The following is a 24,657-nucleotide window of genomic DNA, read 5'->3' as shown; positions in this document are numbered from 1 at the left end:
GGCTTGAGCAAGATTGCTTGCTACACATCTGATTGCCAATATCGTGTCCTTGGGCTTCTCGCCTCAACGCCGCGCTGAGCGCGGCAAGGCTCGCTCCCTCAAACCTATCTATGCATCCGGATGAATGGAGGCTAGGCCACGGCTGGGGTTATCAAAGATATGCTAGTATTTGATAGCGTAGATAACTGATGGGGGATTTCCATGAGCGTTATAGAGCAATCGGGCGTCTCCACCTTGATCGGTACGCCTAAGGAGGCTCGGGCCAGCTTGAGCCGCTCGCATGCGGACCGAGTGCTGGTCGTGTCCTTCGATCAGGTCAACCTCAGCGTATTTGAGGTGTTGGCGGAAAACTTCGCCAATGTGGCTTTCTCAATGTATGAGGTGCTGCAGGAGCGTCAGGACCCGAAGTCGCTGGAGCGACTGGCCGAGGTCTTTGTGACGCGTAAGCCGCCGTCGCCTCGCCTGCTCAAGGAAGCGGCAATGCTGGTCCAAGCCCGCAAAGCGGTATTGGAAAGTGGTGACTGGTTGACCGCCGCAGACATCGCTCAGGTGGCTCAATTGAGTACTCGTAACCCGAGTGCCCAGCCTAACAAGTGGAAAAAGCAGGGGCAGATTTTTGCCATTAATCACGGAGGGGCCGACTATTTCCCGGGTTACGGCTTGGATCCGGACGCGGGCTATCGGCCGTTCAAGGCGTTAGCCAAAGTCATTGAGGTTTTTGGTGGCCATAAGGATGGCTGGGGGATGGCTTACTGGTTCCGCTCAGATAACAGCTTTCTGGGCGGCAGAAGGCCCCAGGACCTTCTGGCATCGGCGCCTGATCGGGTGATTGCTGCCGCACAGGATGAAATCCAGGGCATTGTCCATGGCTAAGCAGCGGAACGAGTCCAGTAAGGGTAGGGCGACGGCTGCCACCGATTTGACGGCGTCCGTTACCCCAGCGCCTGCGGCTACGTTGCACGTCACTTTCACCGTGATCGCCAAAGGCGATGTGCTTCATCGTGTGCATCAAGATAAGTATCAGCCTGATCAATTCAATCCTGGTGTGCACGGCAACGCACGCTTCAGCCCGATCCAGGATGATCAGGGGCGGGCGATTCCCACCTTGTATGGCGGCACGACAGTCGGTTGCGCCTTGATGGAGACGGTCTTCCACGACGTTCCCCATACGGCTGGCTTCAAGAGCTTCGACAAAGGCAAGCTGACTGGACAGGTGCATTCTACCGTCCAGGTTAGCCACCCGCTGCACTTGGTTGATCTGTCCAGCGTGCCCCTGCGGAAACTGGGCATCATGCGCAAACAACTGATCGACACTGAGAAAGATCAATATCCTGCGACACGCAAATGGGCAGAGGCAATCTACCGTCAGTGTCCAGATGCCCAAGGGCTATCTTGGGTGTCGCGACAAGATGATTTGGCACGTGCGGTGGTGCTCTTTGGTGATCGGATTCCTGACGGTGCGCTCCATCCGCAGGGGTTGTCACGGAGCTTGACCGGGGACTCGAATGCATTCGACACGGTGTTAGATCTGGCCGAGCGGATTGGGGTCGTTATCATCGCGGGAAAAAGCTGAGTCAAAATGACCGAACAGTGGCCCCTGGAATCCGCTCTCTGAGGCTGGAATTGCCATTCCTCAGTCATTAGATCTTGCTGAAGACGGCGGGCTTTGATGGGGCATTGATGAATTCTTCCGTACAGGACTGCGTAGCATCGACGGTCAACAAATAGGTCTTCGGTGCGTTCTAGGAGCGGACGGTGCTTGTCCCGGAACACGCAGCAATAACATGATGACTGGCTCCGTGCTGGCCTAAAAATGCGGAGCTTGTTATGGACATCAACCCGATGTTAAGTGATGAACTGGTGAGCCGGCTGGAACAGAAAATTCCAGACATGGCGAAAGGCGCGATTAAGGCGGCCTATATCAATACGCTGGCGGCCGGACTCAGTGTGATGGAAATCAGGAATGGCATGCTCGTTGAAACAATGGCTGATGGTCAGCACAAGGTTATTCGAGCGGCCAAGCCCAAGCATAAGGTAGCTTCGGACATGATTATCAAGGTGCGCCGCTTTTCATAACGAAAGGTTGAGGGCGCCCGTATCTTCACGATGTCGCCGCGCAGCGCGCGGGAGTTCTGACACTTCGGCGAGTCCAGCCTTTATGCTGTGCAGGATACCGCCAAGCTCGCCATCGCGTGGGCCGTTAAGTCAGTGACCCTGGGTTCTCAGCTTAGCCAAGCCCTGCTTGATGTGTCCGGCATTCTCTCCGATGGTCTGAAGTGCACCTCGGACGTTGGCACCAATCTCCGCTGCACCTTGGTCCTCTACCTTCAAGGTCAGTTCCATCACCGCGGCCTCCAAGGCGAGCTGATTTTGGTACAGCCGCTCGAGAACATCAGAAAGTGAATATTAGGTGGGCATTGTTTCCACTCCAATCGAGGACTCAAGAGCGTAGCAGCGGAAGGGGCGGAAACCAAAGGGCGGACGAGGGAAGCGCGTACCTGTTGGTATCGAACGAAAGTAATCGGCCCAGAAGGTAAAACGCTAAATCGGGTCTATAGCAGCGGCTGTTTTAAGCCAGGTTTCCAGCGCCGCCTTGAAGCTGACCGCCGCAGACTTGGTCGATTTCGCCTACGACTTCTACAGCCTGGCGCAGAAAGATGCCTTCCGCGTGTTGTTGCACCCGGTCCTGAACAAGCCTGGCGCGACCGTCGCCGTGTAACACGTCAAGGAGGCGTCCTGACATGGCCTTCTCGACACGAGACAGCGATGAAGTGCTCAGCGAGATCAACGTCACGCCCTTGCTGGATGTCATATTGGTGCTGCTGGTGGTGTTCATCGTCACCGCGTCGCTGCTGACAAACGCCATCCCCATCAACCTGCCCAAGACCGAGTCGGTACCAGTAGCGCAGAAAGACCGTTGGTGGTGAGCATTGATGGCAAGGGCAAGGTCTTCATCAATAAGGACGAGATCCAGGCAGATTTGCTGGAGTTGAACCTTAAAGCCGCCAAGGCGAAAAAACCTGATGTCCGCGTGCAGCTGCAGGCGGACAACGGCGTGAATTATGGCGAGGTGGCTCGGGCCATGGCGTCTATTGAAAGGCGGGGATCAGCAAGTTATCAGTGATTACGGCGAAGTAGATTGAGATTCGTCAGGCACTATCCATAGTGCACTGACGTTGTCGCCGTCATCGAGGCGCTCGGCTATCGCCTTGTCCATCGCATCACGGAATGCTTGCAAGGCAGGGCGAGACGTTGATTGAGGCTCGGTATCAAATTCCTCAAGCGTACGCAGCCAGCCGGCTAACTGAGGATAACTTTTTTTCAGGTTAATCTTACCGACTACCCTGCTTAGCAGCTTTGTACACAGGTGTTGTCCTTGAGGGGTGAGTCCATGGTAAGTGACGAATTCCTGTCGATTTGTTTCCATACGCAGGTAGCGGATATGTTCATCATAAAAATGGTAGCGGGGATGAAAAAAATGCATGGTCGCAGGGGAAGGGTAAACTTTAGGCGATCCGGTGAAATTTCCCCAATCAGCGTCGGATTTCAATGAATTGCAATCATTGCAGGCAATCGCGAGGTTGCGCGCACGGAGGGCAAATTCTGGATAGTGCTTGCGTGGCAGAATATGTTCTATGGGGCTCGCATGTGCATTGTTTAATAGCCAACGCTTGCAATAGCAGCAACGTGGCTCTTGGCGAGCCTTCAGGCTTTTACGAAGCTGGGCCTTGAGATCCTTGCTCGGAGCATTTTTAGTATCGCCCAGGCGAGTCCAGACATCGATATCGCCACCTTTTGCCGCGATCCGCAATTCACGCAGGAGGGTCAGACGGTCCTGTCGGAGGCTCAGGCGTTTTTCGGCTCGGGAAGGTTTGAGGTCTGTGGCTTCGGCCGCTTTACCCGTCATTCAGGCAACTCCTCTTGGGCGAAGCGAAATGTCTCGGCAATCGCCTGACGAGCTTGAATGATCAGTTGCCGGTCCTGCTCATATCGCTTGTCTTCGCGATTGCCGGAGTTCGTCATGATCTCCTCCATGTCATTTAGCTCATCCACCAGATTTTGTTGCTGGCTGGCCTCGATACCTTGGCTGTGATTAATTGCTCTAATTGCTTTTGCGACAAGGGCGGCACAACGTTCGGCGATTTCGCGATTGTGTGGCGTATAGGTCTCGAATCCCTCCAGTAGTATGGTCTCCACTGAATGGCGCTGCTCAGGCGGAACCGGGTGAAGCTGCTGGTTTTTGGCGAGGAAACAAGCACTGATGTCGTCCTGGGCATTGGCGATCAGTGTGGGCGAGTGCGTCGCGATGACCATTCGTGTTTCCGTTTCCCGGGCAATCAGGCTGAAACATGCCGGCAGCAATTGCTGCCATCGGACGTGCAGACTGATTTCTGGCTCGTCGATGAGCAGAACCTTTCCAGGGCCGGCGCCCGCCATGATCTTTCCGAGCAGCAGCAAGACTTGTTGTTCCCCGGAGCTCAGCTCGTTGAATTTCACCAAATGGGAACTGCCTTGCCGGGACAGGGCGAGCGTGACGTGGTTAGTTGGCGCGGAGTCCTGAAATGCTTCTGCCAGAGGCTTAACTCGATCAATTAAATTGTCGGGGACTAGAAATTTATTGAAAAGCTCGATCGGGGCGAGGTAGACCCGGCCTTTCAGACCAAGGAGTTCCAGCGCTTTTTCGAATAGCTGAACACGGTCGGGTAGGGCGAAAGCCTCCTTTAGGAAAGCGAGTAGTTTTTTTTCGGTGTTTTGTGTGGAACTGCCTTTCGTCGTCCTATCGCCCATGTAACGGTAGGTACTTTTGTTGCTGGTCACGGGGAAGCGATCCGTGCTGCCGCTGGCAATCACGGCACAGGCCGTTGCTTGATCTTGCAGGTGGGCAGCCAGGGCGGCCAGCAAAAGACTTTTACCTGCGCCATTGTCGCCAATGATATAGAAGCACAATGGCCCCTTCCCTACACGTTTTAATGCATCTACAAGCAGATGCTTATCCAGAAGGGAAAACTCTCCACCGCCCGAGGTGGCGGGCGGGACAAGTCGACTCCATGGTGCATTTAGTACATACCCTGAGTCATGAACGGCGCAGAAACCCTCTATGTCTCGGTAGTCGCTTTGAAAGTATTGGCTAAAAAGGCCTTGAAGTAATCCTAGACGTGCATGGGGAAACTGTCCGATGCGAAACTTTGCAGGAGAAGCCCAGAGTTCACACGCTGCTGACGCAAACCATGCAAGCTGTTCCGCTGTAGTGCCGGGAAAATGCTCGAGCAGTTTTCGCGTATCGATGCATAGCGTCTTCGTGCCGTGATACTTGTCGCTGTTCAATAACCAAGCGCGAAATGGAACAGGCCTGCCTTTCGCGCTGTAGCTGGTGAATTCGAAAACAGCCTCCAGAAGATCGTCTTTCCGCAGTATGTGTTTGAGCTCGTCCAACGTCTGACGCTTTGACCCGACGCTGGGTTTGAACAGTACCAGCGTACGCCCTGCCAACTTGCCGGATTGGAGTTGTTGGTAGAGTGTCCGAAGTGGAGCCGCATGAGTTGCGGAAAGATCAAGCAGTGTCAGGCATTCGCTGTCGAGCTCGTCGAGCGCATCATTAACCCGCCGGGCGCCAGTCTGATACACCGCTAACCTGAGTCGCAATAAGTCCTGGCGATGATCTTTGGTCGATGTGTAGCTGTATATCGGCGAACCTTTGTCCAAGCGTGAGTGCACGATAAATGGTTCACCGCTGTACCCTTGCAGCTCGATCAAACCTTCCTTGCGGGCCAAACCGTTGGCAAAAGCGGCACTGATCTCTGCGTGTCTGCGATCAATACCGGCTTGGGCGATGATGCGATAGAACAAGGTGTCAAAGAGTGCGAGGTGTTCATTTGGGTGGAGTCGTATCAGCGCATCTGTTACCAGATGCGATAGATGTTCGTGAATGCTGCTATGGCGAGCCGAGAGTTCGTCACCGCGGTCACAGTAGTCCATCAGCATTTGTGCGCGATCGTCCAGATTGCGGTCGGCCGCCCAAGACCTATTCGCTCGTCCGTGATGCCATTTGTCGCTGCTCCAATCCACCATGTGAACGGCGAGCCAATAAAGTAGCAGTTGTTGGAAATCCAACTTTGTCATGTCTTTATCAAGCTGACGATCCGTCGATGCTTTGAGTAGCCTGTTCAGCCAGATGACACTTTCGTCCATGATGGAAACCAAAAATTGATAAGGGGATAGATTTTCAATCAGCTCCGATGAGACGCGGGAGCGTGCAAAAATCAATAGGGCGAGTTTATTGGTGTCTCAGTCAGTTGCCTACGTGGTTGATGACGCTAACTTGTCTTCATCTCGGCGATCGTCATTCTCAAATCGCATCAGCAGCTTCATCTTTTCAGTGATCACTTCGATAATCGTCTGCTCATCGAACGTCTCCAGTTGCCATTCGAATCCGATGACAGACTTGCCTTCGGTCCATGGTTGCCGGCTGGGGCGTATGAAATGCTTGCGTGCCTGCTCCATGAGGTTTGTGTCGGCATCGCATAAATAAACACGTATGAAGGGTTTTAACGTTGATTGACTGCAATCCAGGTAGAGGAGAACGTCCGACCAGTTCTCCCAATCATTGCAGGCGTAGCGCAGAACCGGGCCATCAGCCCAGTTTTGCCGTCGCGTATAAGGTACGTAGTCAGGGATTTCGGCTTGGAGATTGCCTAGGATCTTGCTGTTCAACGCTTCCAGGGCCTTATCGCGCAGCTTGTTCAAGGCGTTAATTTGGGGAAGCTGATCAAAGATAAATCCAACGCTGTTCGTATCCATAGCCTGCTCAATAGTAAGATTTTCTAAGTGCAACACGAACTCTCCCACCAGTACTCGCCATTTATCCATTGGCTCAAGTAGGGAGTAACAAGATAGTTCTTCACGTAACTTATTGATAAATAACACGTAGCTCAAGCCAATCCAGTTAACGTCTGGGCTGCGTCCTGATGGAGACAGCACGACGAGAATAGGATGGCTAGAACTTCCGTACGCAAGCGCTTTAGCGTGGAGTTCATAATCGGCAAACGGATTGACTTGGCCATGGAATATCTTGTTTTCCAGAACCAAGATCCATTCCTTCCCCTGAAGGAGTAGATCGATCCGGTTGCCATTGCTGGTCATTACCTCTCGCTCGGGCGGAGAACGAAGCGCAGTAGAGGGCAATGGTTCCTGGCCTATACAACTCAGCAAGACTCGAAGGAAGCAATCGCCAAAGCCATGTATCTGAGTGGGATCGAGGAAGAATGCCAGCAAATCACTCGTAGGATTTTCGTAATAGCCCCTTCCGCCAAGAGCAAAGATGCTGGGCTCGTAGGTGGGTTGTCGATGCTGTTGAGCTTGCGCTAACAAAGCTCGAGCCTGTTCCTGGTTCATCGCGTCTCCTGAGTTGAACCCTTTCTCCTCGGTAGAGGCTGCCTCAATGGCATAGTGATATCAAGTGGTGAATGAAGCGGCGTGACGGTTTGCCTTAAAGCCTATGCAGGATGCGTGTGTACCCTTCATGGCTGACGGTCGTGGGGGCTTGAGGCGGGACTGGTGGGAGCAGCCTGTGACGGTTGGAGGTGCACGATCAGTCGAGCTTCGCTGTCCCCATGGTGGCACAGCGAACGCTGTATCATCCTGAAATCGATACCACCGGCAATTTCATTGATGACCACCGAGCCGGGCCATGCTGGTCTGCAACAACATCGACATGCTTTTCAATGCCGCCATGGAAGGGCGGGCATTGCCTGCCTGCAGGAATTTTCCGTCAAGGAGGCCCTTGAGTCTGGAGAATTGCGGGCCGTGCTTACCCAGGAGGTAACCCGCACAATTCACTTTAGTGTGCTGTGGCCGCCGAATCGCTTTATCACGCCCACGCTGCGCTGTTTTGTGGATTTCATTTCTTTGCACATTTGAGGGGAGGGCGGCGTGGGGCGATGGATGTACAAAATCTGCCCCAGGTGCCGGGAGCCTTTCCAGTGGATTTCAGCACGTGTACTGCGATAGCGCTGTTTCGAGTTGCTCGCGGACATGACAGCGAAGGTGCTCGGGCGACACGACTTCGACGTCTGCGGCATTGCTCATCAGGAATAATCTAAGCCCCTGAGTGTCGAGCAATTCACAACGCAGCAACCATCCGTTGCCATCTCTTTCGACCCGTTGATTCGCCGCAAGCGCGTTTTCCGTAAGGCGATTGTGAAGGTTCTCCTTCAACCGCAACACCAACTCTATCGTCTCGTTCGCGTGGACAGAAATTAGGTCTCGCTGAACCTCGATGGAGCGAACGTCATAGCCTTCAGGTTCTTGGATAGCATCCCTCGCCACCCGCACGTCCACCATCCGATGCAACATCAGCGCACAGGTTTTACCAATCCCGTTGCTGCTGTACTTTCCTCTTGGCAAGCCAGGATCGGGCGCCTCTCCATGCCAGGTCTCCTTTGCTACAAATGCTGACAGGTAGATGTTGCTGTCCTGGTATGCGAGCGCGAGCGGTTTCAGAAGGTAGGAGCACTCCACGCCGTTGGCATCTCGAGGTCTATAACGCACGGTCAGGCTATGATCGTCGATCATTGCACCTTGTATGAGCTTGAGGTGCTCATGGTCATGTTGCCCATGCTCCAGCACCGTGAACCGCGTGCCAGTGATGATGCGACCCTCGGCGACTAAATGCCGGGCTGATCGAGACTTCAGCTCCCAGGCCGCGTACTCGCGCAGCTTTGTAAGCTCTTTCGTGTCCATCCAGAAACCGAAGCGTTCAGCATGTTGGAAAATAGCGCTAAGGGTCATCGATTCTTGCGGCGAAAGCGCCAAGTCAAAACTGCCCTTGCCCAATTTCCAGCGATGCGCTCTGCGTCGCTGTCCTGATTCTTCGGGTACTTTTTCTACAAACCCTTCCGCCTTCAACTCAAACAGGTCACGCCGAGTTGTCCTCGGATTGGCGGTACCGTCCGCCCATTCGAGCATCTCTTGATGCAACTCCTCGGTCGACAAAGCGCGGCCTGCACGTTGGAGAATCTTGCGCAAATATTTGCGCCGCTTTTCTCGGTGTTCAGTTTCATCTGAAATAATTCGCATAATTTTTCAACTCGGACAAATCAGTGTCTAGTAGGACTGCATCATAGCCCCGCTGGCACGCAATTGGGCGTTGAATATGCCAGCCCACAGGAGCATTCATGAACACTAAACACCCCTACGCTAAGCTTGATCACGTCCCCGAATTCATCGACTGGTTGGCGGGTCATCTTGATTCGGACACGCTCATCACGCATGAGTACGTTGATCGTCGCTCGGGAGTACGGTGGTCGTGTAACAGCCTGTACGGCGCGTTTACCTCGTATTGCTGGAATCACCCGGGTAATACCCGCCTCGCGTTCAACCCAGGGGTTAGCGCTGCCAGCAACGAAATGGCGCTGTCCGCACTGCGCGCAGACTTGATCGGCGCTGGCAGCAGCGATGCGTTGATCCTCCAGGCGTCCCTCGACGTCATGGCCTGGGGAGGTGTCACCTCCCGAAACAACGAATGGTTGAAAGCCAACAAGACTGGCCTTGCAAAGATGATTTCGGATGTCGCTACAGCATTGGTAGACAATGATCCCGACGCCCCGATTCTTCGTAATCAATCGCTGCGCTTCAATTCGGGAATGACCAAAATCTATTCGTTGCTTTGCCCTGATTTCATCATCTACGACAGCCGGGTAGCCGCTGCATTGGGATTGCTGGTGGTCAAATACTGCAATGCCAAATGCCTGACGAAAGTTCCGCCGGCGCTTAATTTCCCTTGGGCCGGGGCGAAAGAGTCGACCACTGCTCTCGCACCTAAACGCCGTAACCCAAGTATCGGAAGTCTTCAGTTCAAACGCCTGCGCTCAGGGTCGCATCACGCACGTTGGAACATGCACGCCAGCTACGTGCTCAGCCAAGTGGCAAAACATCCTCTCTGTTCTGAGAGTCCTTTCCGGGTCGGTAAAACAACCCAACAAACACTTCGCAGCATCGAACAGGCGCTGTTCAGTATTGGGTATGACTTGCCGGTGAACGACTGACCACCATTGCTTGGTGAAACGATCTCACAAGTCACCCTGCTGGAGGAAGCGAGGGGGCGTCCTGCGCCCTTGCGCCCCCACTAACTTAAATCGGAGGCCCCAATGGCCGAGATGACCTCGCTGCAACTCATGATTGTCGAGTTGGCGAAAAGCGGTATTAGTTCGTCGTTGCTCAAATCTGCTGTCCTAAGCGTTCACCCACACCTGAACGATGGTGCTTACTTGGGGGAATTGGCCACCTTGCAAGTCGAAGGCCGGCTTGTTGGTGAAGAGAAGGAGGGCGCTTGGTTTTTCACGTCTTTCATCGACGACGTGGTCTCTGAGCGGGTACCTGAGTACAGCCCGGAGTTCGCCGAAATGATTGTGGCCGCGGATTGTGGCAACTGGACCGAATTGGACCCGGATGAACTCATAGCGCAGTTGGATGAAATGCTCAGAAAGGCAAACGCCCGGCGTTCGGGAAAAGCGTAGCGTTGGATTTACAGGGCTCCGTTGTTGTCTTCACCCTGACAACGTACAGAATAATGGAGTGACAACGCTCCAGTCACCATCGGGGGATCCTAAAAATGGAGTGGCAGCGCTCCAGTTAGGCCTTTCGCTACGCTAAAAATATTACTAAAGTGCCACTATCTAATAGCGAGATGATGGCAATGAATATCCTCACGCCTCAACCCATTCAGGTTTCGCTCGGCCAATGGTTTAGCCGCAACCTATCCTCCGTTCTCGCTGTCGCAGGTGCGCTGCGGGAAACGCAACACGATGCCGACGGCCCCGGGCCTTTGTCCGCGGTGCAGATCCAGCAGCAAACCGGCATCGCTCGTAGCACGCTGCGGGCCCTGAAATCACCAGCGCAAGGTAGCGATGCCAACCCGGACCTGAGCACTATCGAGCGTCTTGCCCAGGCTCTGGGGGTGCCACCTGCTTTCCTGTTGATGCGCCCCCAGGACTGGGCACTGCTGGCCAGCGCGATCGGCAACAGTGGCGATTACTTGGTTGCAGCTCACAAGTTGGAGGCCGAAGAGCGGCTTCAAGAGATTAATCCGGTGGAAAAGGTCTTGCGCGAATGCAAGGTCCATCCGGATCAGCGCCCCAGTATTGTGGGTGCCTCGCCGGAAGTTGCCCGGGCCAATGCCCGCGATGAGTGGCGTAGACGCGCATGTCTCAAGCTCGATGCGCTGATGCTGCGCGAGATTTCAAAATCCGGCCCACGCAAGTGGTTGGCCGCGATAGCGGGCGCCTGGGTCAGCCAGACCACGCCACACGATCCTTCTTCTAGCGAACAATAAGGAGTGCCGGGATGCCGATCATTCACGACCCCGATCTTGCCGATGTATTGATGAGTGCCAGCGCCGACGACGTGGGCCTGTTGATAGATGTGATCACCGACAACGGCAAGGGCCGCATCTCCCTGTCATCTTCAGTCTGTCGTCAGTTGATGTCCGACAAGGACAAGGGTGTCGGCGAGTCGACCCGGGCTATTTTCGCCGAGGAGCTTACCCGCTTTGGCGGCAACTCACTGGTCAACCTGTTCCGCGGCGGCAGTGGTGTGCCGTACCGCGAGCTGTTGGCTGATGTGGCCGGGCACGTCGGCGCGAAGAACAAGGCGAGCGCCAGCTGCGCCGAGATGGAAATGGCGATCATCACCAAGGTATTCGCCCAGTCCCTGGCGCGGATGAGCGAGGAAGACCGCAAAACACTGTTCGAATCCCTGGGCGGACTAACGTACCGACCCGGCATGGGGCCGGGGGCATTGGCGGCTTTGCTGGCTTCACTCGGTAGTTCCGGGTTGGCTTCCTACAACGTGGCGGCGGTGGTCGCCAGCGCGACCATGAGCAGCCTGGTAGGGCGTGGCGTGGTGCTGGCGGGTTCGAGCACCCTGGGTCGTGGTCTAGCAGTGCTGGCTGGCCCGGTGGGCTGGGCCATCACCGGGATCTGGACGGCATTCGACCTAGCAAGCCCGGCGTACCGGGTCACCGTGCCCTGCGTCATCCAGATCGGCCATATGCGCCAGAAGATGTTGCTCAAACCCACCTGTCCCGGTTGCCACGCGATAGTCGCGGCCGGCGCCAACTTCTGTGGCAAATGCGGGATACGCCTGGGCGCCTGATGCCCACTTTAGACGACCAAGGAGTGAGTCAATGAACCCTGTGATTTCCCCTCTCGAATTTCTCCTGACCAACGTCATCTGCTTCGCCGCTGGCGCGGCCACGGTGGTCGCGCTGAGCCTTGCGGCGAAAGCCGTGCATGCCTCCGGCAAACGCGCCGCGCAGAGCGCCACCTGAACCAACGGATTGAGTAGGAGCGAGAACCGTGTACAGCAACCATCACGCCAAGCGACTGGTATCCCTCAAGGGGGAAATCATAAAGATCAATGCAGACATCCAGAATCTGCGTGCCGACCTCGAATGGTTCGAGCGATTCGACCAGGAGAGCAACCATAGCAGGCTCGCTCAGGTGCAACGGGAAACTCTCGCCGCGCGGGAGCAGCTTGCCAGGGTCGAACAGAGCATCAAGGCCAGCCGCGCTGAGCTGAACAGCGCCAAGGGCGTTGCCGAGGCGGGCTGGTCGCCGTTGCACTGGTTTTCCAGTGAACGGCGCGTGGCTGAGCGCCAGGTCAGCACCCTGCAGGAGCGGCTGGCGCAGTTCAAGAGCCGGCAGGAGGGCTTGGTATCCGGGCTCGGCGAAAGCGAACGGGAGCAGCTGCGCCTGAGCGCCAATTCGCGGCGATACCAGGGCTTCGATTCATTGCAGGCCAAGGCCACCATCACGCAACTGGACAACGACGTGCAACGCCTGCAGAGCGTCGTCGACGAAGTCAGAAAGGCCAGCGCCCACTGGGAGGCGGTGGCCGGAGAGGTGTATCGCAATTGGAAAACTACTCATGACCAGTTGCGGGCGACGGAGCGGGACATCATCGATGCCGAATGCTTCATCAACCAGTTGGACAATGCGCAAAGCTCATTCGATAAAAGGATGGCCCATGACGAATGTGAAAACCGCTTTGGTGTCGGGCAACGCAGTCCGGATAGGGTGTTGAAGGATCGGCAATTCCACCAGCGCAAACTGGAACGGGAAGAGGAAAAACGCAAGCGGCGCCTGCGCGACACCATTCGCTTGCTGGAAAACGAAATCCGCAACTTGGTGGTAGATGGCAATAATCTTTGCTACCTGAACGAAGCGGGCGGAAAACGGCGCTTCATCGGTCTGGAGGTGCTCAAGACACTTGTGCCTCACCTGGCCGCGACTTATGGCGTGACCTTGGTCTTCGATCCGGGCATCCGCCGCCAGCTCGATATGAGCGACAACGCACTCCAAGCGATGTTTCCGCAGGCCCGGGTACTGGTTATGCCGCCCACCCTTACCGCCGACCATCCGGTGCTGGCCGCCGCGGAGTTCGATGTCGAGACCTATGTGATCAGCAACGACCACTACAGCGATTACCCGGACATGGCTGCGGTCCGAGAGGATCGGGTACTGCATACAGTGGTCCATCGCGACTCCGTGCAGATCCCGCAGCTGCAGGTATTGCAGCCTTACTGATGCCCCACGCGACCGGTGACTACCGGTCATGTGCAACCCACGCCTGTGCAATCGTGCAGGCTAGCAACGAGTCAAGAAAGATGGATCTGAAAGGCCACCTGCTGTACATCGATATCACCCAAATCTGCGGCATCGGTTGCGCGTTCTGCATGTACGCCGACAAGCACAAGACGGGGATGAGCATGGAGTTATCGAGCCTCGCCCGGGAGAACCTGGCGGCGCTGATCAACGCCCCCGACGTCAAGCGCATCTCCATCAGCGGAGAGGGCGAACCCCTCAACAACGCCAGAGTCTTCCACGAGATTCTTGAGCTTTCCCAGGGCGGCAAGCGTTTCGAGTTCATCACAAGCGGTTTCTTTCCCCACGAGAAGATGGCGGAGTTCTATGACACCACCAATCGCATCGTGGTCAGCCGGGGCGACACCTGCAATATCCGACTGAGCTCGGACAGCCACCATATCGAAAAGGTGAAATGGCGGGCTCATGGCTTCAGCCTGGATTACCTGCGACGAAACAAACCGGCCGGGCTGAGCTTTTCGTTTCGCTCGATCGACACTGATCGGGAGTTCACCCGCGACTACCTCCGGGAGGAACTGGCGCGCTGGGGCCTCGACGCCGGGATCGTCGCGGGCAATGCCCTGGAAGATACGCTGGTGGTCGGCGAGGAACGGTTCGGTATCGACTACAAGAACCTGGTCCACCCGGCGGCCGACACGCCACCAGGTTATCTGGATCTGCATGGCTACATCGACGCGATCGAAGCCCGGGTCAACAAGCGCTTCACCCTCGGCAGCCTCAACCCGCCTCCTCACGCCAACGGCATGGACCTGACGGTGAAACCTAATGGTGACGTCTACCTGTACGGCATCGAGCACCAGCGCCTGGGCAATATCCACTTTGACCGGATTGGCTGGGAGCGACTGGCCAGCCATGTACGCGACACGCCCCTGGTCCGCGCCCTTTACAGCCAACCACTGAGGGACCTGCTGGCGCGTCTCGACGACCTCGAACTGGTGCACAAGATCCTGCGCAAGGCGAATAACCCCTACTGGCTGGTCAAGGAACTGGCCAATCACGATGGCCTGTTAGAACAGATGGTGCCGGCATGATCGACTCCCACAGTCATACCTTTTATTCCAAGCATGCCGTCGGTACGGTGGACGAATTGGTGCGGGCGTCAATCGCCGCCGGAGTGAAGATCCTCACCATTACCGACCACGCGCCGTTTCCGGTGGACAGCGACAATCGCCTGCTGGAGGCGGAACTGGAGCGCTATTTCGCCGATATTGAGCGGGCACGACAGGAGCACCAGGGGAAGATCAAGATCCTGCGCGGACTGGAGTTCGACTACATGCCGGGTGCGGATGCCTACAACCGCGAGATACTGGCCCGGTACGAGCTGGATTTCGCCATCGGCTCGATCCACTACGTCGAGTTGCCGGGCGAGACCATGGCTAAGGTTTGGGAGTTGGCCCGGCTGTCCGCCCCGGCCTTTCTCGACCGTTATTTCGCCCATCTGCAAGCCTTGCTGGAGTGCGGGCTGTTCGACGCAGTCGGGCACGCCGACACGCTGCTGCGCGGCGTGGCGGAAGACGTAGTGCTGCGCCGGATGGAACCGCTGCTGCCGCTGTTCGCCCGCAATGGTGTGGCCTACGAATTGAATGCCTCGGGCATTCGCAAGTCGAGCCTGTTGCCCGGTTCGACTCGTGAGGTTCAGGGTGTCTGGAGCTATCCATCACGCACCCTGCTGCCCCAACTGATCGCCCACGGCGCGGCCTTCACCATAGGTTCAGACGCCCACGATCCGCTGGACGCGGGGGCAGGCATCCGCACTTTGGTCGATGAATTGCAACCGCTGGGCCTGGACCGGATCAGCTACTTCGAAGAGCGTCGACGCATCGACATGCCCCTAGACTTCTTCAGCCTGTCGTCTGGCTCCGATACAAGGATTGTCCCGTGAACTCCCGATCGAATGACTGGAAACTACTCGCCAAGGCGCCTGTCGACGAACAGCTGGCGCGCTTTCGCGAGGCCGTGGCCCGGCCGCAGGCGGAGGACGTGAATGGAGGTCTGCGCGCGTTCGCTGGCGGCTTGCTTGCGCAAGACCTGATCGATATGGACAGCTATGTCGCGGTGCTCGGTGGTCATGCCCTGAACTGTCTGACGCCCGACGGCACCAACGGATTCCGCGACATGAGTAGTGGCGCAAGCGCCTCCGCGCTCACAGCCATCTACAGCCGTGCCAAGTACGGCAGCCAGAAGGACATCCGTTTTCTCGCCGGCCTGGTGATCAACTATCTGGCGCGGCAGCTGGATGACCCGGCATCGCACTGGGCACGGCTGTTCACCAGCGCGCGGGAGCTCAACGACAATGTGGTGCTGATGACCACTGGCTGGCGCAACGTGCCTTCGACGGCCAACGTGCTCTACGACATCGTGGTTGAGGAGATAAACGTCAAGCTCGCCCATATGGGGCTGCCCACCCTGATCAACGTCAAGCTGCCGCGCATCGCCCCTCCTTGCGAGAACTACGCGAGCCTGAGTACTGAAGAGCGCGAGCGGGTCAATCTTGTCCAGGACCATGTGATACCCGCGGAGAACTTCTATCGCTGGAGCGGCGTGCACGTCATCTTCGGCGACGATGTGCTGGTGACGGGATCGACCGCCGACAAGGTGTTGCGTGAGTCTCTGCTAGCCGGTGCCCGCTCGTTCCAGGCGATCTACCCGGTTGCCATCGATCCGCGGGTCGCCCTGGCGGATGCCACCGTCGAGGAGCGCCTGAACATGGTGGAAATCAGCCATCAGCTGGACGACACATTGGCCAAACTGCTTGGAGCCGTGGATTACCAACCCATCCTGCGCACGTTGCGTCTACTGTTTTCGACGAACAACTACCAAGCCTTGCCGTCATTCCTGGCGCGAGTGCCGGCGGCCAATTGGTTGCGGCTGTACAAGGCGGCTCTCGGAAACGAGTTCCTGCGCCAGGCCGAATGCATACCCTCGCTGACGCTGCTGCGGCATTACCTGGAGGACCATGGGCTGCTTGGTAGTAGCGGCGTGAAGGCAAAGAGGGCCCCGTTGTGCGTGTGAACTACGTGAGCTACTGGGAAACGGCGGCGGGGCAGAGCATGCCGCCGTGGATCGCCTTGGCCCTGGTCTCCATGCAGCGGGCGCTGGGGAACCATTTCACCCTGCTAACCCCGGACAGCCTGGAGCATTGCATAGATGCTTCTATCCTCGGCAAGGTTTGGCGCTTCGAGCCGCTGACCTTCAACATGGACAAGGGGATCGAGGCGATCGTCGCCAGGAGCGACTTCATCCGCATGGCCTACGTGCATCGCCATGGCGGTGCATGGATCGACGCGGACAGCATCCTACTGCGCGACCCGACCTCGCTGCTGTTCCCGACGGGACTCGACGAGCGACTGCACTGGCACAGCGAATGCCTGTTCGCCTCACTGCCGGGAAATGCCCATCTCGCTGAGGCACTGGCGTCCGGGCTCGCCGTCGAGAAACATGCCTGGGGCAACCCGGGAGGGATCAAGGAGATTGTCGCCAGGTCGCCGCACCAGCTGGTGCCAATTTCGCCCTCGGTATGCGACCCGGGTTATCGACCGCTGTACAACTTCGACAGTTGCGCGGTGATGAGGCGCACGGACATTGGCGTGAGCGACTTCCTGCTACGCGACGTGAGTCTGCTCAAGCTGTACAACACCTGGTTCAAGCGGACAGCGACACGCGATGAGTCGGTGGCGGAATTCCTTGGCGAGGGAACCCTGCTGTCACGCATCTTCCTGCATATCGAACCCGATCGTGGCTATTGGCTGGGGGAGTGTGAGCGCTTGATCGAACGCTGTGGCTGAGGATTCAGGCCAGATCCACTGCATGCGCCGGCAGGTGCACGCGGCAACGTTTGGCCCCGTTTAGCTCCAAGCGAGTCGCGATCACCTCGTGCACTGTCGAGGTCCGCCGGTGTGGCGAGCCATGTGCGACATATAGCCAGGCCGGCACGCGGTGGGCAAGGTGGTCGAATTCCAACTCGATGCGCAATAGGTCGAACACCTCTTTGGTACGTCCGCTCGGAGTCCAAGCCAGCGGCGCGCTGCGGTGATGAGGATGGATCAAACGCAACGGTCGTGACAGTTGCAGGTTCAGCGTGCCCGGATGGCACTCGGCGACTTCAGGAAAAGACCGGCTGATCAAGGGCAGCTGGCGGGCAAGGGTGCCAGTGGCCACGCCCAGGCCGGAAACGATATGCGCATCCACTGCGAGAGTCGCAGCGATCGACTCTTGCAGCAGTTCGGCGACGGGTTGAATCACGTCGACATCAATGAATTCGTTCAAGTTTTTCCTGCCGGTATGCGGGTACTGACGTGGTTCCTGGCGGCTGAAGACAACCCGGGTACGGGGGGAAAGCGGCGGCAGCCAGGGATTGAAAAAGTTACTGGCTGGATAGATCGCGACCAATGCCGCTTTAAGTCCGACGGCCATATGGACAATGGCGGTATCGACGCTGACAACCACCCCGGCCCGCTGGATGGCACCCGCGACCGCGCGGGGCGTATCCAGTTCGAACAGTGTCCGGACGTTGCTGCGGGCGATGGCGTGCTCGAGTCGCAGTGCCTCGGCACGGCTGGCGGGACTGCACAGAATGCCAATATGGTGCTGCGGCCAGGCATCCGCCAGTGCACGGACCAGCGATAGCGCTCTGGCAAACCCAAGGCTTTTGTCAGGTCGGCTGGCATAGGGATTGACCAGGATGTGCGCGACGGTGTTGCCGTCCTGTCGTTCGGGAAGCGGGACGATATAGTCGCGGTTGATCCGGGGCGCCCCGAGATCGAGCAGGACCCGGGCGTAGCGCTCGACCACGTTAAGCTGGGCGGTGGCTTCACCCAGTTTGCCGCTGACGCAGTGTAAAGCATCGTCCAGCGAGTAAACCCGGGCAGGTTTAAGCAAGCGAATGAACAGTATCTCGAGGGGCTGGATACGGCCAACTAAGTGGACCAACACATCTACCGATCCCAATTCGCGTACCAGTTGGCCCATCCCGGTCAACGTGGATGGGCAAGTGACGGGGATGACCCGGTCGACGCCGAAGTCGAGCCGATGCAGGTCGACGAGCTCCGGTACGGTGAGCACAGTGAGCCGGGCACCGAGCTTCTGCGCTTCGCGAAAGAAGAATGAAGAAACGATCGCGTCGCCCAGTTTGGCGTCCCAGCGGGGAAGCACGATATGCAGGGGTTGGGCAAGGTCGCGACGTGCCAGCTGGCGGTCCACCAGGCAACGCATCAACAGACGTGCCATTGACTTCCGATGGTTTTGCAAAATCGGCATCAGCTCACACTTTCGGGAATAGCTGGCGATGATATCTATGGCATGGGGCCGTTGCCAGTACTGGCCTAAGGCGCGTGAAATATGCCGATGAGGCAGGGCTTTGCGCTCTTATCTCGGCCACTCGCAAAGTCGATACCTACCGACGAAAGCGGCCACGCTTTCGCCTCTGCCTTCGCACTTCATTATTCAAAACTCAACATTACAGATGAGGGAGCTTTTTCACCGAACAGCTTCTCTTGGCGCTTTTTCTGGACCTTAATTGCTCTGTTGCTGATCTCCCGACTTATTGTCGGCATAAAGGCCGTGAAGATGGCTGTTGGTGCTATCGAGGCTTCGGACCATATGTCAAAACGGCCATCGACGATCTTCATAAACAGAATGGACGCGCTCCAGAAATCCTCCTGCCGTTGGGCATTTAGCATCTTTTCATACCAAGTCTTTACCCAAAGATTCCTTGCATACGAATCGCTCGCAGTTGAGTGGGCCTTGCCAATGAAACCCTCGGTGCCGTCGAAGCGAGACAGAACCGCCTCAGCGTGGACGCTACCGTCGCAAAAGCCTGCAATCATGAGCGCAAGTGCTGTCTCGTACGGCCGGTCCGTGGCAAGAAGTTCATCAATACAGGTCTGTAGAATTGCCACCTTTCCGCAGAGATGGGCTGCGATGACCTCGCGCGCGATGTCGCTGTCGCTTTGCGGTGTTCGTAGGTTCGTAGGCGCCTTTTGCATATGTCCACCATCGCCGGGTTAGCAGTGTTGCTCCATAGGACAATGGTCTCTACAGGGATTTTTGCAGCGCCGGTGACACGACGTATGGTCGGGCCCAATGCCAAAATGCGGGTAATGAACTCAGGTGCTAAGAGATTGCCGCTGGTGCCGAGTGCGATCGCTACCTGCAGGGCGACGTGGTGAAGATGACGGAGCTTTCGATCGGAGGTGGCGACCAACATCCGGAGCCAGCGCTGATCGCGATCAGCATCCTGTCCGATGATCGATTTGATGCCGTCGAACGTGAGGTCGGAGAGTATTAGGTCTGCTTCAACAGCGGTAAGCTCACCGACAAAGCGTTCATAGGCATTGTTCATGCGGCGTTGGCGCTCGTCGAACTGTTCTTCCGTTTCCGAAAGCCGATTCATCTGGGATGCGAAGTCGTTTTCCGATGGAGCCCGTTCCGCTAACGAAACTAGGGGAGGCGCGAGGTCGGACACTGTCGGCGCCCCAGCCTCAATCTCCGGCAACTCCACATCCCCCTCATAGTCCAATGCTTTCACAAGCGCGGCTTCGATGCGAGCGGCGATGGCATCATTTTGTTCGGTAGGTAGCGTTTCGGCGCCCATATCCTGGGAGACGGGCGAATCGACGAATTTAAGCCAGGCAGGTAGGTATGGAATGCTCCTTTCAGCGCTTATTCGGACCACCAACCTTTTTCCACTTGGCCGTAGTGTGAACCACTGAACCAGCTTTCCAGCTGCACGTCCAAATTGGTGATCTGTGCGAGATTTTCCTGGAGTGGATCTAAGAGGTTAGCCTGCTTGTGAGCCCAATCAATCCATCTCTGGGCCATTTCGGGGTCTGCTAGAGAGGCAGATCTAAGGCTGTCTTCAACACTCTTTATGAACGCCCGTAAGCGCTCGGCGCGTTCCCAGCACTCCGTATGCTTAACGAGTGACCGCCTGAGACGACGCTGTGTTTCTGCTTCTCGGACATGTTCAAGGCGACGTTTCTCATTTTCAGCCCATTCACGATTTCTTGCCTCCTCTTTCTCTCGAAGCGCCTTGATGGAGATTGAGGCGGACGTGAGGCCGGACAAAATGCTAGGTAGTTTTTTCTCGAGCGGTGCGGTCTTGGTGTCCTTCCAATTTTTCCGCTCCCCATAATCCATCCGCGCTTCAATCTGAAAGGTCAGCTCACCCGTTGAGGCCCACTCAAACTGTGGCCTTCGCAGAGACATAAAATCAGGTTCCCAAGGAGCACCGGGGCGGCGCTTGGGGGGAGGCGGGGGCGGTATCGGATGTTTGTCTAAGCGTTCCACGAGTCGCATGGCTATGGGCTCGTCGTTAACAGTGACAATGGTTTTTCCTTCAGCATTGATCTTCCATGCATAACCTTCAGCTTCACCTTCATTGATCAGTGCATCGAACAGGATTGCGCAGCGTTCGATCAATGACGAGGAGATCATTGCATTCAAGACACGCTTGCCTGCGTAATCGAGGTAGCCATCTTTGAGCTTTGCTGCCTTTGCGCTTTTTAACCACTGACTCACCAGAGCGTGGGGCTCGGTCAATTGAGACGGGACTTCAATCATCCGCTGGACTGTAGGTGAGTTTGTCTCCGCATTATTCGCAGCGGGTAGGGGGGCACGGTCGAGAACTTGGAATTGGATCACGCCCTCAATAGCAGGAAGCTTGGGTTTGCGTGGTCGCTGCTTTTCCTGCTTCGCCCAGTAGCCACGGCCAGGGAGAGGGATGCCGGCTTTTCGGCAAGCCTTGGCGACAGCAACGTCAGACACACCGATGTCCTGAGCCAATTTGACCATCGGCGTTTCCCATACCTTTTCGAACAGTTCCGCAATGGTGAAGGTCACTAATGTGTACATGCAGTCTGCCATCCCAATCTATCGCGAGTTTAGGTCAACTCGGTCGGAGCGGATGTTAAATTTCAGAGAATTTTGGGCACAAGCAGTCCACATGGCGGGCGTGTTACGCTGGTGCTGAAAGGGCATCATCGACTCGGTCGGCGGGTGCTCGCTCGTGAAGAGATGAGCCTGCCGTCCTTCACGGACCGACGCGTCATCGTCATCTCGTAAACCATCGCCTAACTGTCCAGACCGGACGCTTCCGGTCCGGTTGGCTATGGATAGAAGGAAATGGCACAGCCCGGAGTCACCCCTTCTTGGCCCTTGATACTCCCCAAAAACGAGTCCAGAATTAAGTCTTTTCCTGCTTCGGCAAGAAAAGAAAACCCTTATTTTTCAATGGGTCGGTCGCCAGATACGAGTCTCGTTTCCCGCTCCAAATATTGCGCTACTAGAGTTCCAGTGAATTCTATAGCGACTGAAATCAGGACCTTCGGGTCCTTTTTTCGTTTCGGCGGGAACCACTGGATGGGCTTGCGCTCAATGTCACGGCCCGTGGGGGAAGGATCTGGTATTTCAGGTGCTACTGAGCAGGTAAGCAGAAGCGGATGTCCCAGGGTAGTTTACCCGCAGATCAATCTCAAAAGCACGTGGGCGCCGTGATGAGGCGCGTGCCTTGGTTGCTCAAGGCATCAATACTTATGAGTGCGTGAACAGCAGCGTCGCTCTGTTCGTAATGTGGCAGAACACACCTATGAAGCGGTGTAAACGGATCAATACCCAACGCTGCAGGAAGGAAACTTGCGATGGCATAACCATTAGATGCAAAAACAAAATCAGTGTCCAGATGTAAAACCATCCAGTAATCCAACCTAAGTTATCCCCAAGTAGGCGGCGCGCCCATTGATAACTACCGCCTTGAAGAGGCCAGCGGGAAACCATTACACCTAGTGATAGTGCGATTAATAATTGTAGGCATAAGCCAATGGGGAATACCCACCAACCCGCAGGGCCCGCTGCCTGAACAATAAGTCCGAAAACAGCATATAGAGCGACGATCGGTGAAATGTAAACAAATGCTAGAGTGAACGCATCATGCATTTTAAACTGGCGCTTCAATGGCTCAGTGGTTGCGGTTTGACTTTGTGTGGGCGGAAATGTCATTGTTAGTATTCCGTATTATATTAAGCCTGCTGATGAAAGTTCGCTCTAACCTTTTTGTTTTATAGCGCTCGGAATAAACGTCTGGTTAGGCTGATAGCCATTGTGTCACCAAGATTAAAAAATATTCTATAGAGAGGCTGCAAGTTGGCCGTTTGGGCTAATTTATGGCCTAATCTGCAATGTAGATTTAAGTTGCGGAAATTTTCTCAAGCGCAAGGGGGGGCTAATTATGAGTCTTGGATGCCTTGACGATTGCAGCGTAAGCTCGACCCGCCGTCCTTACGGACTGAGATTCGACCGGCCAGATTGCCATCCTCCCGGAGGATTCGGCCGGCATCGTTGGCGGTCAGCGACTCGAGTTCTTTGATTGTAATTTTGGCCATGAAACGGCCCCCCCCCCTACTTTTCCTCCCACAAAAACGTCGGCTCTTGATGGGCGTTACTGGACTCTCGTAGAGCAGAACACCGCTGGAGCTGAAGTAAATACTAGTTTAGAGAAATCCAGAGTAAAATTTTGGAAACTCTCAAGAAGTATGGAAAAGAAGATAGGGTGCTAGGGGGCGTGTTCGAAAAACTCCGTCCCGACCATATAATTCAAGAGGTTGCGACATTTTATCTCGCGACCCTTTTTATTGGTAGGTATTTTTACCCCTACAAAACCACTGGCTCTGAGTGGACGTCAAGTTTTGAAGCGATTGAACAACTGATTCAGCTGCGCGACTGCTCGGTTAGCTCGGTACGCGCCGATATGCAATATGATTTTGGCAGACGTTTACAAATCTCCCCTTTCGCTCGTTCAAGATCGAAGGGCGCTATAAGGATATAAAGTAAGAGAAGAGTATCGCGGTTTACTGCCTTCAGCATCTGAAAGACGTGCTTGAAGATCGCCCAAATTTAGCTCAGGCGTCGACTGGCCGCATCGCGCATTTCTTCTGTCCGACCCGGTCAAGAAGTTCAACCTTGGCAGCACCGACTACTTTGCCAGTGGGCGTAAGATAGGCATCAACTACCTCGATTCAAGTTGAGATCGCTGCGCAAATGGCGCTTCGAACTATGCGCATTTCCAGACTGCAAGGCGACCGTTATACGGAACGAGTCGCTGCTCTTGAGTACGGTCCCGGTTATACAGATACCCGGGCGGTACGGCAGCAGACTATCTGGGATACTGCGCATCGTCCACGCGCAAACAAAGCCCGGTTACAAACGCTGAATCTGGTGACACCAGGTAAAGTAATGTGCTGTCCAACTGATGAGGCTGTCCAACACGTTTGCGCGGTAGGCGCTCGATCATGCGCTCACGGTGCCGAGACAGTGGCGCCTGAGTCATTTCGGTTTCAAATAATCCTGGTGCTATAGCGTTGACGTTGATGCCGTGTCTTGCCCATTCCATCGCCAGGGCTTCGGTCATGCGGACCACTGCGGCCTTGCAGGCGCAGTAGAAAGCGGCATTCATCCCAGGGCTGTAGTGGAACGCGCCAACGGAAGCAATGTTGACAATCTTGCCTGGGCGCTCCCGAGTGATCATGATCCGTGCGACTTCGCTGGCCAATATAAACGGAGCACGAACATTGGTCGCGTAAAGCTGATCCATGGCTTCTATATCAGTTTCCAGCGCGCTACTGCTGGTGCCTACACCGGCGTTGTTCACCAGGATATCGATGATGCCGTGGGTCTGGGTCAGCTCGGCAATGCGTTGGCGCAAGGCCGCTGCGTTACGTACGTCCATGACTTCGACAATCGCTTCGCCACCTGCATCGATAATGGCTTTTGCCAATTCTTCGAGTCGTTCGCGTCGTCGACCGCAAATGATGACCCGCGCCCCGGCAGCCGCGAGCACGCTGGCAAAGCGCGAGCCCAGGCCACTACCAGCTCCCGTGACCAACGCAAGTTGCCCCGATAAGTCAGTGCGCAGGGATGCACTGGCTTTCGATGAAAGAGTATTCATTTGGATGACTCCGAAATTCAGCGAAACCGGTGGCGACTGCCACCGGCATAAGAGGGC

24 protein-coding genes and 3 pseudogenes are annotated in these 24,657 nt (G+C 56.0%); 17 read left to right on the top strand and 10 right to left on the bottom strand.

Translation table 11 applies throughout. The features are described 5' to 3' along the window. The first annotated feature begins 201 nt into the window (after positions 1-201). From BLQ55_RS12895 to BLQ55_RS12875, 5 genes and pseudogenes are all read left to right on the top strand, one after another. Positions 202-873: a hypothetical protein gene (locus tag BLQ55_RS12895; protein ID WP_092254177.1), complete on the top strand. Its 672-nt coding sequence runs from the start codon at positions 202-204 to the stop codon at positions 871-873. Further along, entirely contained in the window at positions 866-1,573 is a 708-nt protein-coding gene (locus BLQ55_RS12890) for an RES family NAD+ phosphorylase (RefSeq protein ID WP_092254175.1), read from the top strand. Before BLQ55_RS12895 ends, BLQ55_RS12890 begins: the two co-directional genes overlap by 8 nt. Before the next feature lie 254 nt (positions 1,574-1,827). Continuing rightward, positions 1,828-2,076: a hypothetical protein gene (locus BLQ55_RS12885; protein WP_092254173.1), complete on the top strand. Its 249-nt coding sequence runs from the start codon at positions 1,828-1,830 to the stop codon at positions 2,074-2,076. A 517-nt stretch (positions 2,077-2,593) separates the two neighbouring features. Further along, positions 2,594-2,719 (top strand): annotated as a pseudogene (locus BLQ55_RS31510) (MotA/TolQ/ExbB proton channel family protein); the annotation flags it as partial. A 22-nt stretch (positions 2,720-2,741) separates the two neighbouring features. Continuing rightward, positions 2,742-3,138, top strand: a pseudogene (locus BLQ55_RS12875) (ExbD/TolR family protein). Here BLQ55_RS12875 and BLQ55_RS12870 read toward each other — a convergent pair. From BLQ55_RS12870 to BLQ55_RS12860, 3 genes are all read right to left on the bottom strand, one after another. Continuing rightward, entirely contained in the window at positions 3,125-3,907 is a 783-nt protein-coding gene (locus tag BLQ55_RS12870; RefSeq protein ID WP_092254171.1) for an HNH endonuclease, read from the bottom strand. The pseudogene BLQ55_RS12875 and the gene BLQ55_RS12870 sit on opposite strands and share 14 nt — an antisense overlap. Further along, on the bottom strand, positions 3,904-6,189 hold the full coding sequence (locus BLQ55_RS12865; protein WP_092254169.1) for an AAA family ATPase: 2,286 nt from the start codon (positions 6,187-6,189) through the stop codon (positions 3,904-3,906). Before BLQ55_RS12865 ends, BLQ55_RS12870 begins: the two co-directional genes overlap by 4 nt. A 108-nt stretch (positions 6,190-6,297) precedes the next feature. Then, the gene (locus BLQ55_RS12860) at positions 6,298-7,392 is read right to left on the bottom strand and encodes a PD-(D/E)XK nuclease family protein (protein ID WP_092254167.1); all 1,095 of its coding nucleotides are present in this window, start codon (positions 7,390-7,392) and stop codon (positions 6,298-6,300) included. 276 nt (positions 7,393-7,668) lie between these two features. Between BLQ55_RS12860 and BLQ55_RS12855 the strand changes: the two genes are divergently transcribed. Further along, positions 7,669-7,917 (top strand): LysR substrate-binding domain-containing protein, encoded by a 249-nt coding sequence (locus tag BLQ55_RS12855; protein WP_256326570.1) that lies wholly within the window; start codon positions 7,669-7,671, stop codon positions 7,915-7,917. 69 nt (positions 7,918-7,986) lie between these two features. Here BLQ55_RS12855 and BLQ55_RS12850 read toward each other — a convergent pair whose 3' ends face one another. Next, positions 7,987-9,075: a helix-turn-helix transcriptional regulator gene (locus tag BLQ55_RS12850; protein ID WP_092254165.1), complete on the bottom strand. Its 1,089-nt coding sequence runs from the start codon at positions 9,073-9,075 to the stop codon at positions 7,987-7,989. 98 nt (positions 9,076-9,173) lie between these two features. On the opposite strand from BLQ55_RS12850, the gene BLQ55_RS12845 reads away from it, so the two are divergent. The 10 genes from BLQ55_RS12845 (at position 9,174) to BLQ55_RS12805 (ending at position 17,446) form a co-directional block, all read left to right on the top strand. Next, positions 9,174-10,043, top strand: coding sequence for a hypothetical protein (locus BLQ55_RS12845; protein WP_092254163.1), 870 nt, complete (start codon positions 9,174-9,176; stop codon positions 10,041-10,043). Between the two features lie 102 nt (positions 10,044-10,145). Next, positions 10,146-10,514 (top strand): hypothetical protein, encoded by a 369-nt coding sequence (locus tag BLQ55_RS12840; RefSeq protein ID WP_092254162.1) that lies wholly within the window; start codon positions 10,146-10,148, stop codon positions 10,512-10,514. Positions 10,515-10,693: 179 nt separating this feature from the next. After that, positions 10,694-11,329 (top strand): helix-turn-helix domain-containing protein, encoded by a 636-nt coding sequence (locus BLQ55_RS12835; protein WP_092254351.1) that lies wholly within the window; start codon positions 10,694-10,696, stop codon positions 11,327-11,329. Positions 11,330-11,340: 11 nt separating this feature from the next. Continuing rightward, complete coding sequence (locus BLQ55_RS12830; RefSeq protein WP_092254160.1) at positions 11,341-12,150, top strand: ubiquinol-cytochrome C chaperone family protein; 810 nt, start codon at positions 11,341-11,343, stop codon at positions 12,148-12,150. A gap of 31 nt (positions 12,151-12,181) precedes the next feature. Further along, a complete protein-coding gene (locus BLQ55_RS32160; protein WP_176814209.1) occupies positions 12,182-12,325 on the top strand; it encodes a hypothetical protein in 144 nt (47 codons plus the stop codon). A 28-nt stretch (positions 12,326-12,353) separates the two neighbouring features. Next, positions 12,354-13,583, top strand: coding sequence for an AAA family ATPase (locus tag BLQ55_RS12825; protein WP_092254158.1), 1,230 nt, complete (start codon positions 12,354-12,356; stop codon positions 13,581-13,583). 80 nt (positions 13,584-13,663) lie between these two features. Further along, positions 13,664-14,692 (top strand): radical SAM family protein, encoded by a 1,029-nt coding sequence (locus BLQ55_RS12820; RefSeq protein ID WP_092254156.1) that lies wholly within the window; start codon positions 13,664-13,666, stop codon positions 14,690-14,692. Further along, a complete protein-coding gene (locus tag BLQ55_RS12815) occupies positions 14,689-15,543 on the top strand; it encodes a histidinol-phosphatase (protein ID WP_092254154.1) in 855 nt (284 codons plus the stop codon). Before BLQ55_RS12820 ends, BLQ55_RS12815 begins: the two co-directional genes overlap by 4 nt. Further along, on the top strand, positions 15,540-16,673 hold the full coding sequence (locus BLQ55_RS12810; protein WP_092254152.1) for a hypothetical protein: 1,134 nt from the start codon (positions 15,540-15,542) through the stop codon (positions 16,671-16,673). The genes BLQ55_RS12815 and BLQ55_RS12810 overlap by 4 nt, the downstream gene beginning before the upstream one ends. Then, complete coding sequence (locus BLQ55_RS12805) at positions 16,664-17,446, top strand: glycosyltransferase (protein WP_092254150.1); 783 nt, start codon at positions 16,664-16,666, stop codon at positions 17,444-17,446. Before BLQ55_RS12810 ends, BLQ55_RS12805 begins: the two co-directional genes overlap by 10 nt. 4 nt (positions 17,447-17,450) lie before the next feature. Here BLQ55_RS12805 and BLQ55_RS12800 read toward each other — a convergent pair whose 3' ends face one another. From BLQ55_RS12800 to BLQ55_RS12780, 5 genes are all read right to left on the bottom strand, one after another. Then, positions 17,451-18,917, bottom strand: coding sequence for a glycosyltransferase family 9 protein (locus tag BLQ55_RS12800; protein WP_092254148.1), 1,467 nt, complete (start codon positions 18,915-18,917; stop codon positions 17,451-17,453). Between the two features lie 182 nt (positions 18,918-19,099). Next, a complete protein-coding gene (locus BLQ55_RS12795; protein ID WP_092254146.1) occupies positions 19,100-19,486 on the bottom strand; it encodes a hypothetical protein in 387 nt (128 codons plus the stop codon). Next, positions 19,483-20,253 (bottom strand): hypothetical protein, encoded by a 771-nt coding sequence (locus BLQ55_RS12790; protein WP_092254144.1) that lies wholly within the window; start codon positions 20,251-20,253, stop codon positions 19,483-19,485. The genes BLQ55_RS12795 and BLQ55_RS12790 overlap by 4 nt, the downstream gene beginning before the upstream one ends. Positions 20,254-20,321: 68 nt before the next feature. Then, positions 20,322-21,512 (bottom strand): hypothetical protein, encoded by a 1,191-nt coding sequence (locus tag BLQ55_RS12785; protein ID WP_092254349.1) that lies wholly within the window; start codon positions 21,510-21,512, stop codon positions 20,322-20,324. Between the two features lie 678 nt (positions 21,513-22,190). After that, positions 22,191-22,655: an APC family permease gene (locus BLQ55_RS12780; protein WP_218130112.1), complete on the bottom strand. Its 465-nt coding sequence runs from the start codon at positions 22,653-22,655 to the stop codon at positions 22,191-22,193. Between the two features lie 789 nt (positions 22,656-23,444). Between BLQ55_RS12780 and BLQ55_RS32495 the strand changes: the two are divergent. Then, positions 23,445-23,674, top strand: a pseudogene (locus BLQ55_RS32495) (collagenase-like protease); the annotation flags it as partial. Between the two features lie 134 nt (positions 23,675-23,808). Here BLQ55_RS32495 and BLQ55_RS12775 read toward each other — a convergent pair. Further along, positions 23,809-24,600, bottom strand: coding sequence for an SDR family NAD(P)-dependent oxidoreductase (locus tag BLQ55_RS12775; protein ID WP_092254142.1), 792 nt, complete (start codon positions 24,598-24,600; stop codon positions 23,809-23,811). Positions 24,601-24,657 lie beyond the last annotated feature (57 nt).

The organism is Pseudomonas sp. NFACC13-1 (assembly GCF_900104425.1).
GTDB lineage: Bacteria > Pseudomonadota > Gammaproteobacteria > Pseudomonadales > Pseudomonadaceae > Aquipseudomonas > Aquipseudomonas fluorescens_AA.
Note: the sequence above shows the minus strand (reverse complement) of the source record. Positions and strands in the feature narration are given on the sequence as shown.